Below are 12,300 nucleotides of genomic sequence, written 5' to 3' on the forward strand. Positions count from 1 at the left end.
ACATGGACGGTGCGCTTGAGCCATATCGGCAGCGCTCACGGAACGCGGGTTGCGCCAGACAGTCCGCATCGTGGAGCGCTGGGTGACGTCGGGTGCACGCGATGCGCGGACCGCGTCGGCGGCCACAGGCGAAGGATTGGACGCCGGAATGGTTGCCGCCACAAGTCGCCTGCAAGGTTCCTGCAAGGTTCCTGCAATCGTTGACGCCTAGATTTCGTGTCGACACCCGAAGCGGTCTGACTACCGAGAATTGCCGGAGACTGGCAGTGGTCAAGAACGGTGCCCGGGTGTGGTTTACATGCATCCGTACATTCAAAAGATGGGGGAGTTGATCTCAAATGCGCACTCGAAAAAGGGCGGGAGCGGCCGCGATCGTGCTCGGCCTCGCTCTGGCTCTGGGCATTGCTGCACCCGCTCACGCGGTGGAGGAGTACGACAGGGCGGACAGCACGAGCCCTTCGGGGACGATGGAACTCTGTATCGGGACACCGACTCCCGGCGGAGGTGGATGTTTCAAGAAGTACGGCGACAAGATCTTCGTGCACGACGGCGAGCCCGATGGCTGGTCCGTCTACATCCTGTGGTCGAACAACCTCCGCGACAGCAACTACGAATGGCAGCCCTACCGCACGGGGCGCTGCGAGTTCTATGGCGGCTATCCCAACTGGGGCGAGTGCAACAAGGACTTCTACGAGCACAGCACCTCCCCGAACGCAAAGGGCGGCAAGGGCAGTCGGGTACGCATCAAGGCGTGCGTCAACCGGACGAACCTTACCGACTTGTGCAGTGAGTGGAGCGGCTACGCCTACAACGATAAGTAACACCACAGGTCGGGTAGCCGGGAGGTAGTACCTCCCGGCTACCACGGAAGTCGTAACTCTTCACCGACGCCGTGGCAGAGCTGCTGAGTTCGGACATCGTGAAGCGGGAGGACCGCGTCCTAGACGGCGGCCTGGAAGCATGTCGGTGGCAGACCCGCCACGCGGGCTATTTGGCCGTTCTCCGGGTCCCGCGCCGCTCAACTTCGTCGCGGTTCTCGATGAGGTCTACGACGAGCCCACAGCCTGGCACCGCGACGGCGACTCGCCCATGTGGGCCACGGGCCAGGGGATCGGTGGGCAAGCCTCCTGGACCTCGAAGGATCGCAGTGATCAGGCCGGGATCATCGTCCGAGGACTCGACGGTGACCTCACCGAAATCATGAGCCTTGCAGCAGAAATAGCCCAGTCTGAGTGACACCCGGCTTATGGTTTCGCGCTGGCGACGCTGCCCCATGCAGGCTCATCGGCACTGTACGGCGTTGGCCCACACCCAGACGAACCCCTCCCGGCCAAGGGGATCGATGTACCGCACCGAGACCTGATCGTTGGTCCAAGCTAGCGCCTCCGCCTTGGCCCTGTAGTCCCCCGCCTCGCGCAGGACAAGCCACACCCACACCGGTATCGGCTCGGCGGCTCTCGCGCTGGTCAATTCGCGCCTTACCAGGCGCTCCCTGGGCATCGGCCCGCATCGGCACAGGGTCCAGGCCAGCGCCCCGACCGATGTACCGATTGCCGCCGCTCACAGGATCATTGTGCACCGTCATTCGAACACATGTAGCAAGGTGCCTTCCAGCCGCGGGGTTCGACCGCCCAGCGGATACCCAACGGAATGACCGGCAGGCGCTGAGCATGTATGTATATCTACAGCACTGCCGTCAGCCGCTCCGCTGCACCGTATGGCACCTGTCGCGACCCAGCGGTTATCGGATGGGACCGTCCGGTTCATAATCCGCGGGTTCCGGGTTCGATCCCCGGGGGGCCCACCTCTGTAGTGCTCTGACCAGGGCAGTCATCGCGAGGCCCAACGCGACGCGGCGAACCACCGGCCGAAATGTGCGACGAGATGTGCGACGTCGCCCAGCGGCTCATGCCGACTCCCCGACATCGATGCTGCCCTCTGCCTGCGGAAACAAGCCGTCGAGCGGACTCTTCAGCGCACCCATGATCCGCCGCCCCATGTATACGTCTTGCGTCATCAAGGCGCGGCTCCGCCGCGCGTTCGGCCCGCCTGGGCGGGGCCCCGCGATGGGGCCCCGCGCTGCGGCGCTTCGCGCCTCCGCGCACCCCACCGCACCCCACCCAGCGAGCCGAACCCGAGAACGACGAAGCGGCCCCGGACTCAGCTCCGGGACCGCTTCATTTCAAGCCAGCGCAGGCGTGATCACCCATCGCCCCGCCACAGTGAGAGACTCCGCTCATGACGACACCAAGTGCTGCGAACAGCGCTCGGTTCTTCACCGAAGCGATCCGCGACGGAGCGGTCTGGACCGTCCGCGACGCCGACGGGATGCCCGCGCCAATGAACGCTAGCGGTGAGCGGGCCATGCCCTTCTGGTCTCTCCGTACTCGCGCGGAACGAGTACGCGAGATCTCGCCGGAGTACCACCCGTTCGAGGTGGTCAGCATCCCGCTCGACGACTTCCAAACCAAGTGGCTCCCCGGGCTCAGCCGCGACGGACTCAAGGTCGGAGTCAACTGGGCCGGAGCACGCGCCACCGGGTATGACCTGTCGCCGGAAGAGGTCGAAACGAGGCTCGACATAGAGCGTGCCTCCGGCGGGCACCCGGGAATCAAGAGGATCGAGGGAACCGCGGGGTCCCTGCCCCTCCGCCATCCATCGGCTTGATCGGGACCCTGACACCGAACCCGCCGGNNGCACCACCGCACCCAGACCTGGCGGGCGGGACCTGTTGCACTACCGGCAGAACCGATGTCCGAGACGTGCCCCGCGCCAACGGATGACGGAGGATCAGGGACCCCGAGCTGGGAACATGACTGGGACACAAGCCCGCACAGGCAGCCGATCCGATGTGCGATGTTGTGTGCGACGTCCGCCCAAGACCACACAGAACGACCGGGAACACCACTGCGAGTCCAGGCCGCAGAACTCCTCACGAGCCGCACGTTCCACTTCTCCGCGGGTTCCGGGTTCGATCCCCGGGGGGCCCACCCACGCCGCCGTCAGCGGTCAGACCCTTGCCAACACTTAGCCCTTGCGCTAAGTGTCTTCTCAGGTCGATACTTAGCCGCATGGCTCAGCATTCAGCCGTGCTCGACGGCGTCTTCGAGGCACTCGCCGACCCGACGAGGCGCGCAGTGGTCCGGCGGCTCGGTCGCGGGCCGGCGAGCGTCGGAGAGCTCGCCGGTGACGCCCCCATGACCTTGCCCTCGTTCATGAAGCATGTGCGCGTGCTGGAGTCGAACGGCCTGATCCGCACAGCGAAGTCGGGCCGGGTCCGCACCTGCGAGCTCAACCGGGAGCGCTTCGCGCTCGTCGAGGACTGGCTCGCGGAGCAGCGGCGCATCTGGACCGACCGCACCGATCGCCTGGAGAAGTTCGTCACCGAGGAGGAGTCATGAATCCCGAGCTCGATCTCGGCATCGACCGGATCATCCGCGCACCCCGCAAGCAGGTCTGGGACGCGTGGACCGATCCGGCCAAGCTCGCGCAGTGGTGGGTGCCCGCCCCGACGCACTGCCGCGTCGAGCGCCTCGACGTCCGTCCTGGCGGCGGATTCGTCACGTCCATGAGCGACGACGGCGCGGCGTTCGTCCCCCACCTGGACGCCTGCTTCCTCGTGGTGGACGAGTACGAGCGGATCGTGTTCACCAACGCGGTCGACGGCGGATGGCGCCCCGCGAGCCCCGCACCGGTCGCCATGACCGCCGAGGGCGTCCTGCGGGACCACCCGGACGGCACCGACTACCGGATCATCGTGCGCCACGGCGATCCCGCCGCCCGCGCCCGGCACGCCGAGCTGGGCTTCGCCGAGGGCTGGGGCACCACTACCGCACAGCTGGCCGGGCTGGTCGAGAGCTGAGCCGGACGATGAAGGTCCGGCGTCACGAGCGTCCGGTGGTACACCCTCACCTGCGCGAAAGCACTGGTCCCGGCCATGCGCTTCGGTGTAGCGTCAGCGACGCCCGGCGAGTCGTTCGCCGATTTCGATGGACCGGTGCCGCCGCTGAAAGGCACCTACACATGTTCATTCTTCCTGGAGCCCCCTCCACGATCTGGTGAGCGGGGCCAAGTCGAAGCCCACCGAGCTCCGCCGACGACGACGCTCTCGGCAGCACGGATGCTGGGGCCACCTCATCGTCGCTCCGCTCTGGGTGGCGTACGACGCGAACCTCGGGACGTTGCTGCGCACCTGCGACGCCGTCGGCGCATGTCTCGCCGTCCCCCGAACTCCCCACTACAAGGAAGCCCTGGCACGGGGAGACACCCTGCGACAGCGTCGACCGTGCATCCACTGGGTGGCGCCGTCGAAAGAGGGCTGGCTCGGCGAGCAGCGTGCCCGCGGCTTCCGGCTCGTCGCCGTCGAGCTGGCCGACGGCGCCACGCCGCTGCCTCGTCTCGAGCCCGCCCGGACCCCGACCGTCCTTCTGCTCGGGCACGAGCACCACGGCGTCCCCGACGAGGTACTCACGGACGTCGACGAGTGCGTCGAGATCCCCATGGCCGGATGGGGTGCGAGCCTGAACGTCGCGGTGGCCGGCAGCCTGGTGGTCTACCGCCTCGCAGGCCTCTCGTGACATCAGGTCATCGCAGGGGCGGCGGGTCAGGGAATGCGCGGTCATGCCTAGCGGCCAGCTCCCCCAGCGGCCCGAGCGCCGGGGCGTGCCCGACGCTCGACCGGACGGTCTCCAGCGGCTCCGCGAACCGGCCGACGCCGAACCGCGACCAGTACCGCGCTGCGGCGCGGACGACGTCCGCCTGCATGTAGTCGTGGAATCCCTGTGTGGTGAACGCCGCGAGCATGCGCAGCTTCGTATCGAGGTACTCCTCGACGTCGACGAACCGGTCGGGCCGGAAGTCGATGGTCGACGACGGGCTCTGGAAGCACGCGACGTTCGGCACCCCGCGCGCCGCGATCTCCACCGATTCGTGCGTGGCCCGGTGGTCGGGGTGCCGGTCATGGACGCTGTGCGTGTAGACCCGGTCCGGCCGCAGCTCGGCGATGGCCTGCTCGACAGCGGCGATCAACCCGGCGGCCACGTCGAGCCGGGTGTCCTCGAAGTCGAGGTGGATCAGCCGGGCGCCGACGACCCCGGCCGCGGCGCGCGCCTCCGCGTGGCGCTCCCGTGCCCCGCTACCGACGGAGCCGCCGCTCAGCGTGAGGATGGTGACCCGGTCCCCTGCGGCCTGGTGCGCGGCGAGCGTTCCCCCGGCACCGATCTCGACGTCACCTGGGTGGGCGCCGATGGCCAGCACTCGGTCGGGGGAGCCGTTCATCCCTCGACGGTAGGCGGGAAGCGGCGCCGATGCCGGGTGGGCGCCCGGCGGGCCGCGGGTCTGCGGCGCGTCAGCAGAGCTTCTCGTACTCCTTGAGGCCCTCGACCGTCGACGCGATGTCGAGCTCGACCTGTCCCGTCTCAGCCAGGTCGAGCGTCTCCTGCAGCTGGAGAAACGGCGCCCGGATCTTCTCGACCGGGCTCTGAAACTCCTCAGGCACGCGCGGCTGGAGCCGCCCGAGCTCGATAGCCATCGCGTGCATCTGGTCGGCGGACGCGGCGTCGAGCCCGTCGCTCGCGCCGACGAGCGCGGTGCCGATGCGCTCCTCGAGCGTCTTGTCGCCGTCGACGTACATGGCGGCGCACGCCTGGTCCGCGCTCAGGGGCGCGTCCCGGTCGGGACTCTTGGTCGGCGTCGCGCTCGCGCTGCCCGACGACGACGTGCTCGCCGCGGCGTCCGCCTCGCCGTCGGCTCCGCCCGTGGAGCAACCAGCGAGCAGGACGAGCGTCGCGGTGACAGCCGCGAGCGCTCCGCGGGCCCGGAGGCCGGGAGAAAGGTGCGTAACGGTTCGGACCATGGCCCACATGAAACCACCCGGCGCTGGGAGTCTGCGCATCCGGCGGGTTTCGCCCGGGTGGCCGACGCGGCGTCATCGGGGCCGCCGGGTGAACTGCCCTGGAACTCTCCCCGAATTCGCACGGTGGTGCTGGGAAGGGCGTCCGTCGGAGGCTTAACGTGGCGACAGAACCGCCGAACCGGAGGCCAGCATGACCGCTCGTCCCGCAGTCATCGCCCACCGCGGATACTCCGCGGTGGCCCCGCAGAACACGCTCGCCGCGGTCGAGGCCGCGTGCCGCGCGGGCGCGGACGCCGTCGAGATCGATCTCCAGCCCACGGCCGACGGCGTGGGCGCCGTGATCCACGACGAGACCGTCGATGCCACCACCGACGGCACCGGCAAGGTCTCCGCCCTGACCGCGGACGAGGTGCTCGGGCTCGACGCCGGATCGTACTTCTCCCCCGCGTTCTCGGGGCAGCGTGTCCCCACGCTCGGTGACGTGCTCGGCGTGCTCGCCCGCCACCCGGACACCGACCTGCTGCTCGAGCTCAAGGGTTCGTGGGGCGCGGAGCAGGTCGAGCGGGTCGCCGGGACGATCAGCGGCGCCGGGTTCGACGGCCGGGTCCTGGTGCAGAGCTTCCGGCCGGGCACCGTTGCCACCGTGCGCGACGTGGCGCCGCACCTGCCGGGCGGCCTGCTCGTCTCGTTCGACCCGCCGGGCCTGTTGCGCCTGTGCGAGCGCCTCCATGTCGTGGCCTGCAACCCGTCGGTCTCGACCGTCGCCGGCAGCCCGCGCCTCGTGTCCCGCCTGCACGCCGCGGGCCTGCGGGTCATGTCCTGGACGGCGAACGACCCCGCCGCATGGACGACACTCGTGACCGCCGACGCCGGCGCAGGCGTCGACGCGGTCATCACCGACCGCCCCGAGCGGCTCGCCGGCTGGCTCGCGGGGCGGACCGACCGCGTCGCGCCCCTGCCGGTGCCGGGCCGGAGCGGGATTCGGATGCGGCGGACGCGGCACGCGCCGGTTCAGCAGCCGGTGGCCGCGGGCCGGGCCTGACGCGAGTGTCGGACGTCCCAGGGCACCGTGTGACCTGGGCGTCCGGCACGTCGGGCGCTACGTCCGGTGCAACCAGCCGTGCAGGCGCCGGGTCACCCAGGGCAGCACCCAGTACGCCATGATCGGCGTCAGGATCAGGGTCGAGATCAGCACCTTGAGCACGAGGGGCACGTCTCCCCACCCGGGCACCAGGTAGGTGAACAGGGCCGTGAACAGCAGGTTCACCGGGAAGAACCCGAGCCAGATGCTGGTGGCCTGCTTCCACCGCGGCGGCACGACGGAGGCCGCGACGTCGGCCGGCTCGTCGGTGCGGGCCGGATCGTCGAACCAGCCCTCGATGCCGGTCCGCTGCTGGTAGCGCAGCTCCTCGACGAGCCCGGTGCCCCGTGCGAGCCAGTCGCCGCGCTCGGCGGACCGCTCCCAGGCGGCGAGCCGGTCGGCGTCGGCAAAGCGGTAGAGCATGTGCCAGTCGCGTGATCCCTCGGCGGCGCGGATCCAGCCCGAGCCGAGGAAGCCGTCCCAGCGGTTGGCGAGGTTGACACCCGACTGCACCCAGCGGGTGACCTCGGGAATGTGGTCGGGGTTGACTATGCGGTGGATTGAGACGGTCACGGGTTGTCCGGCGGGGGTGGGCACGGATCCGTTCGCGGCCTGATCTTGGTGGGCCATGCTCGAAGTCTCGTGCATTGGCCCCCGCGCGCCTAAATGTGAGCGCTCACACCCGGGTTGTCCGCCCTTCACGCGTACGCCACTGTCTGCGCGCAGCTTTTGTGAGGCATGCCTCCACAGAGGGGGTTACATAACAGTTGGACGGTCGTTCAACATGGGAGCGCTGCCATGAAGAGCTGACCCCCTGGGCCTTCGAGCCAAGCTCTTCGTGGCACCGCCATGACACCGCGACACGTCGCGCGCCGTGGCCTGACAGCAGCCGGAGCATGCGACGCCATCCGCCCGAGGGATTCGCCCCTCACGGTGTCGCCCGTGCCGAGCCGCAGAACGGAAGTCCAGCGTGCCCCAGACGCCGAACCCCGTCGCGCACCGCAGCGTGTGCCTTGTCCCTGCCCCCCAGTGTCTGGAGCGCCCTTGAGGCACACCGACCACGTCCTCGTCCCCCGTCGTACGCGACGCCCGGGCGCTCAGGGCGCGCATGCAGCAGTCCCCGCTGCAGGACACTCCGCTCGATCCAGCCACGTGGTGCGCCGCTCGTCCTTCGCGCTCGCGGCCGCCCTCTCCACGGTCGCCCTGACCACCACTGCGGCGGTCAGCTTCACCGGGCACGACGGCGACGCCGCCTCCCCGGTCTCCGCTGAGCCGGCCGTGCAGCCCACCGCCGTCGCCATCACCAGCGCCGTCGTCACCGACCCAGAGGTGAGGTCCGCCTCTCAGAAGGCGGACGCCGTCCTGACCGACGCCGAGTATGTCGCCCGCGAGGGCGACCTCAGCGCCAAGGACCGCAAGCAGCTCCGAGCGGCCACCGACGACCTGCGAACCGTGCTGGCACAGGCCCGCGCCGCCGGTACCGCCGTCGGGACCCGTCAGACCGGCGCCGCCTCCAGGAACAGCGACCGCGCGCCGCTCGCGGAGCGCGCGACGGACGTCGCGGCCACTGCCGAGGCCGACAACGCCGCAGCGCCCGCTGCTACCAGGCCGACGAACCTGGCCGGCGCGGCGACGGGCGTCACCCCGATCATCGAGCAGACGGCCGTCGATCTTCCGATCTTCAGCACACCGCTCGCGGACCAGGTCGAGCTGAACCCCGAGGCCGAGGCCGCGGACGAGGAGACCTCGGACACGGTGGACACCGCGGAGGTGTCGGTGACCACGGCGGCGCCGTCGGCCGACCGGATCGCGAAGGCGACGACGTCGCTCCAGCGGCTCATCACCAGGACCGACGGTGACGCTGTCGTGTCCGTGAAGGCCGGCCCCACGCCCGAGGAGATCGCCGCCGCGCGAAAGGCCGTCCTTGAAGCGCGCGCCGCCCGTGCGGCTCGCTCCGCCGAGCGCGCGGCCCTTCGGGCCAGGAAAGAGGCCGCTGCCCGAGCCGCGGAGGCCAAGGCCATGGCGGAGGCCGCGAAGGGCTACGGCAACGGCCAGATCCCGTCGAGCGTGCTCTGCGATCTGAGCTGGGTGCCGGGCGAGCAGCTGCGGTGCGACGCCGCGGCCGCGCTCGAGGACCTGAACGGCGCCTTCCGTGCCGCGTTCGGCCGGAACCTGGGGGTGGCCGACGGCTACCGCTCCTACGCCGACCAGGTGGCGGTCGCCGCCTCCAGGGGTGCCCTGGCCGCCGTGCCAGGCACGTCGAACCACGGGCTGGGCCAGGCGGTCGACCTGTCGGGCGGCATCGAGTCGTTCGGCAGCGCCGAGTACAGCTGGATGGCCGCCAACGCCGGGAAGTACGGCTGGGAGCATCCGGCCTGGGCCGAGCCCGGCGGCAGCAAGCCGGAGCCCTGGCACTGGGAGTACGGCACCACGTACTGACCCGCGGCATCCCTGCCTACGCAGCAGAGCGCCCGTCCGGCACCGCCGGGCGGGCGCTCTGCTGTGCGCGGGGCGGGCGGTCAGGCCCAGCCGAGCTCGTGGAGGCGGTCGTCGTCGATCCCGAAGTGATGGGCGATCTCGTGCACCACGGTCACGGCCACCTCCTCGATGACGTCGTCGCGCGTCTCGCAGATCGCGAGCGTGGGGTTCCGGAAGATGGTGATGCGGTCCGGCAGCGCACCGGCGGCCCACATGTGGTCGCGCTCGGTGAGCGGCACACCCTCGTAGAGCCCCAGGAGCTCGGGGTCGTCCGCGGGCGCGTCGTCCTCGACGAGCACCACCACGTTGTCCATCTGCGCCGCGAGGTCCGGCGGAACGAGGTCAAGACCCTCGCTCACGGCCGTCTCGAAGTCCTCCCGGGTCATCTCCACCACACACCCATCATCCCCGACCAACGGCAGGTGGGGGCCCAGATCCGGACCGTGCAGCGGGGCCTCCGAGCGCCTGTAGACTTGCCAGGTCCCAGCCCCCATCGTCTAGCGGCCTAGGACCCCGCCCTTTCACGGCGGTAGCACGGGTTCGAATCCCGTTGGGGGTACGCAAGGGCTCGCAAGAGCCGAGTTTGGTTGCTGTGAGGCAGTTCATCCGAGCGGTGTCCGAATCTGATTTCAGATTCGGGCCCGCGGTGGGTTAGGATCCTCACGGTTCGAAACGAGCCCCCCGGTCGCGGGTAGCGACCAAGGCCCTGTAGCGCAGCTGGTTAGCGCGCCGCCCTGTCACGGCGGAGGTCGCGGGTTCAAGTCCCGTCAGGGTCGCGCGAGAGGCGCCCGGATCGTCGGTCTCGACAATCCGGGCGTTCGCGCTAGGGCTCTGTAGCTCAGTTGGTAGAGCGTTCGACTGAAAATCGAAAGGTCACCGGATCGACGCCGGTCGGAGCCACATCAAAAACACCGCTTGACCTGCGGTAACGGGGCGGCCCGCACACTCCGAGAGTGTGCGGGCCGCTCCGTTTTGATCTTGCATGACAAACTGCATGACATTCGGTGCCCGCTCTACCGGGGAGCGTCGCTCAGGACTTCCCCCACTTGAGCATGGGGTCAGCCGACGCAGACCAGATCGAAGCGGTCGACCCTCACCGTATCGGTCGAGAGGTCGAGCACGAAGATGCCCTTCGCCTGGATGCGATCGCCCTCGTCGTTGGTCAGCATGTCGATGAAGTGGAACCTCTCGACTTGGCTGTTGCCCGTGAACGAGGCCGTCCCCTGTCCAGAGAACCCTGTGCTCGTCGAGATGACTGAATCGCCGGTAAAGACCTCCGTGCCCTGGTGATCATGCACGGAGAAGGTTGTGGCGATGGTCACCGTGTGAATGAGACCCGTGCACGGGTTCACGTCGTCGAAAACATCCAGGGGCTGGACCTCTTCCGTGGGCGGATCTGCAGCCGCCGGAGCGACCCCCAAGAAGAGCAGCGGAACCGCCAGAAGACATCCAGCCACCAGTCGGTTCCTGGTCGGCCTAGCGTTGGTTTTTCTTGCGTCCATGTGTGCCTCCTCCGTAGAAGACCAGTCTCATCGGAGCCGGCGCCGCTCACATCTTCTTCGAGACCTGGAGCCAGGAGACAGTGCGGTCAAGACGCCTCGGGAGGCCAACGGGCCTGCCAATGACCAAGCCGGTGGGTAGTCTCGGAACCGCGCTACACCGGCCGCCGAAGCCACTCGACGAGGAGAAGTTATGGCTACCTTCACCAGGTCCGACGAGTTGCAGGGAGCGGAGTTCGTCAACGCGAACCTGCGGGGTGCCCGTTTCCGCGAGTCCGATCTGTCCGGCGTCGTCATGCGCGGGGTCGAGGTGCAAGGGGCGGACATCGACGCACCATGGCTCGTCGACGGCGGAGGCACCTTGCGCGTCAACGGTGTTGACGTGATCCCCTTCGTCGACGCCGAGCTCAACCGCCGCTTTCCCGGCCGCGCCGACCGGCACGCCGGAGATCCAGACGGCCTGCGCGCGGCCTGGGCCGCACTCGGGCGCACCTGGGCGGCCACGCTCGAGCGCGTCGCGGCGATGCCCGCCGGCACCATCGACGTGTCGGTGGACGGCGAGTGGTCGTTCGCGCAGACGTTGCGGCACCTGGTCCTTGCCACCGACATGTGGCTGGGCCGGGCAATCCTGGACCTGGAACAGCCATTTCACCCCATCGGTCAGGTCGACGCTGCCAGCGCCGGGGAGGACGGCTTGGACATGTCGATCTTCATGGCGGCTGCGCCGTCGTACGCCGAGGTGCTCGAAGTCCGGGCAGGGCGCGTCGCGATCGTGCGCGACTTCCTCGCCACGGTCACATCCGACACGCTGGCCGCGACGCGGCCGAATCCACACGACCCCCAGTACCAGGAAACCGTCCTCGCCTGCCTGCACACGATCCTCGAGGAGGAGTGGGAACACCACAGATACGCCGTACGCGACCTCGACACCATCGAGGCGACGTCCGCCTAACCCACATCCTGAAGAGGGCCTGTAGAGCTCGTTTGAGAATGACTGGCCGGGCAGTTTCCGCCAGCAGATGATGGCGCAGGCGAGGTGTATGAGGCCCAGGTGTAGGTCGGCGCAGCGCTCGTGGCGGGAGCGTAGGCGTTTGAACTGGTGCAGCCAAGCGAAGCCGCGTTCGACGACCCACCGCGTCTTGCCGAGTCCCGAGCCGTGGGCGGTGCCCCGGCGGGCGATCTTGGGGTGATGCCGCGGGCGCGCAGCTTGCGGCGGTAGATGTCGTAGTCGTAGCCGCGGTCGGCGTACGGCCGTCTGGGTTTGCGCCGGGGCCGGCCGACCACGCCGCGGATCTGGGGCAGGGAGTCGACCAGCGGTAGCAGCTGGGTGACGTCGTGCCGGTTCTCGCCGGTCAGACTCACCTGCAGCGGGGTGCCGTTCGCGTCGG

At 69.2% G+C, this 12,300-nt stretch carries 14 protein-coding genes, 3 tRNA genes and 1 pseudogene; 12 read left to right on the forward strand and 6 right to left on the reverse strand.

What is annotated here, in order from left to right:
• The first annotated feature begins 338 nt into the window (after positions 1-338).
• From IE250_RS07340 to IE250_RS07365, 6 genes are all read left to right on the forward strand, one after another.
• Positions 339-821: a hypothetical protein gene (locus tag IE250_RS07340; RefSeq protein WP_189668632.1), complete on the forward strand. Its 483-nt coding sequence runs from the start codon at positions 339-341 to the stop codon at positions 819-821.
• A 139-nt stretch (positions 822-960) separates the two neighbouring features.
• Positions 961-1,236, forward strand: a complete 276-nt coding sequence (locus IE250_RS07345; protein WP_189668633.1) for a hypothetical protein — start codon at positions 961-963, stop codon at positions 1,234-1,236.
• 1,002 nt (positions 1,237-2,238) lie between these two features.
• On the forward strand, positions 2,239-2,667 hold the full coding sequence (locus tag IE250_RS07350) for a DUF2750 domain-containing protein (RefSeq protein ID WP_189668634.1): 429 nt from the start codon (positions 2,239-2,241) through the stop codon (positions 2,665-2,667).
• A gap of 404 nt (positions 2,668-3,071) precedes the next feature.
• Positions 3,072-3,401, forward strand: a complete 330-nt coding sequence (locus IE250_RS07355) for an ArsR/SmtB family transcription factor (protein ID WP_189668635.1) — start codon at positions 3,072-3,074, stop codon at positions 3,399-3,401.
• Complete coding sequence (locus IE250_RS07360; protein WP_189668636.1) at positions 3,398-3,862, forward strand: SRPBCC domain-containing protein; 465 nt, start codon at positions 3,398-3,400, stop codon at positions 3,860-3,862. The genes IE250_RS07355 and IE250_RS07360 overlap by 4 nt, the downstream gene beginning before the upstream one ends.
• Before the next feature lie 196 nt (positions 3,863-4,058).
• Positions 4,059-4,577, forward strand: coding sequence for a TrmH family RNA methyltransferase (locus IE250_RS07365; protein ID WP_189668637.1), 519 nt, complete (start codon positions 4,059-4,061; stop codon positions 4,575-4,577).
• A gap of 7 nt (positions 4,578-4,584) precedes the next feature.
• Here IE250_RS07365 and IE250_RS07370 read toward each other — a convergent pair whose 3' ends face one another.
• A complete protein-coding gene (locus IE250_RS07370) occupies positions 4,585-5,277 on the reverse strand; it encodes a PIG-L deacetylase family protein (RefSeq protein ID WP_189668638.1) in 693 nt (230 codons plus the stop codon).
• Positions 5,278-5,347: 70 nt separating this feature from the next.
• Positions 5,348-5,854, reverse strand: a complete 507-nt coding sequence (locus IE250_RS07375) for a hypothetical protein (RefSeq protein WP_189668639.1) — start codon at positions 5,852-5,854, stop codon at positions 5,348-5,350.
• A gap of 190 nt (positions 5,855-6,044) precedes the next feature.
• Between IE250_RS07375 and IE250_RS07380 the strand changes: the two genes are divergently transcribed.
• Entirely contained in the window at positions 6,045-6,896 is an 852-nt protein-coding gene (locus IE250_RS07380; protein WP_189668640.1) for a glycerophosphodiester phosphodiesterase, read from the forward strand.
• A gap of 57 nt (positions 6,897-6,953) precedes the next feature.
• On the opposite strand, the gene IE250_RS07385 is transcribed toward IE250_RS07380, so the two are convergent.
• Entirely contained in the window at positions 6,954-7,508 is a 555-nt protein-coding gene (locus IE250_RS07385; RefSeq protein ID WP_229872236.1) for a putative antibiotic biosynthesis monooxygenase, read from the reverse strand.
• A gap of 582 nt (positions 7,509-8,090) precedes the next feature.
• Between IE250_RS07385 and IE250_RS24415 the strand changes: the two genes are divergently transcribed.
• Positions 8,091-9,374 (forward strand): M15 family metallopeptidase, encoded by a 1,284-nt coding sequence (locus tag IE250_RS24415; RefSeq protein WP_229872237.1) that lies wholly within the window; start codon positions 8,091-8,093, stop codon positions 9,372-9,374.
• Positions 9,375-9,454: 80 nt separating this feature from the next.
• Here the strand turns inward: IE250_RS24415 and IE250_RS07395 are convergent, their stop codons facing one another.
• Positions 9,455-9,799 (reverse strand): metallopeptidase family protein, encoded by a 345-nt coding sequence (locus IE250_RS07395; protein WP_189669140.1) that lies wholly within the window; start codon positions 9,797-9,799, stop codon positions 9,455-9,457.
• A 100-nt stretch (positions 9,800-9,899) separates the two neighbouring features.
• On the opposite strand from IE250_RS07395, the gene IE250_RS07400 reads away from it, so the two are divergent.
• The 3 genes from IE250_RS07400 (at position 9,900) to IE250_RS07410 (ending at position 10,313) form a co-directional block, all read left to right on the forward strand.
• Positions 9,900-9,972 (forward strand) — tRNA-Glu (locus IE250_RS07400).
• A 143-nt stretch (positions 9,973-10,115) separates the two neighbouring features.
• Positions 10,116-10,189: transfer RNA gene (locus IE250_RS07405), tRNA-Asp, on the forward strand.
• A 51-nt stretch (positions 10,190-10,240) separates the two neighbouring features.
• A tRNA-Phe gene (locus IE250_RS07410) sits at positions 10,241-10,313 on the forward strand.
• Positions 10,314-10,471: 158 nt separating this feature from the next.
• Here IE250_RS07410 and IE250_RS07415 read toward each other — a convergent pair.
• On the reverse strand, positions 10,472-10,915 hold the full coding sequence (locus tag IE250_RS07415) for a hypothetical protein (RefSeq protein WP_189668642.1): 444 nt from the start codon (positions 10,913-10,915) through the stop codon (positions 10,472-10,474).
• A gap of 190 nt (positions 10,916-11,105) precedes the next feature.
• Between IE250_RS07415 and IE250_RS07420 the strand changes: the two genes are divergently transcribed.
• Positions 11,106-11,864 carry a DinB family protein gene (locus tag IE250_RS07420; RefSeq protein WP_189668643.1) on the forward strand — a complete coding sequence of 253 codons (759 nt, stop codon included), beginning with the start codon at positions 11,106-11,108 and terminating at the stop codon, positions 11,862-11,864.
• Positions 11,865-11,915: 51 nt separating this feature from the next.
• Here IE250_RS07420 and IE250_RS07425 read toward each other — a convergent pair.
• Positions 11,916-12,298, reverse strand: a pseudogene (locus IE250_RS07425) (IS5 family transposase); the annotation flags it as partial.
• Between the last annotated feature and the right edge of the window lie 2 nt (positions 12,299-12,300).

It is taken from the genome of Promicromonospora soli (assembly GCF_014653785.1).
In the GTDB taxonomy this organism is placed as follows: Bacteria; Actinomycetota; Actinomycetes; order Actinomycetales; family Cellulomonadaceae; genus Promicromonospora; species Promicromonospora soli.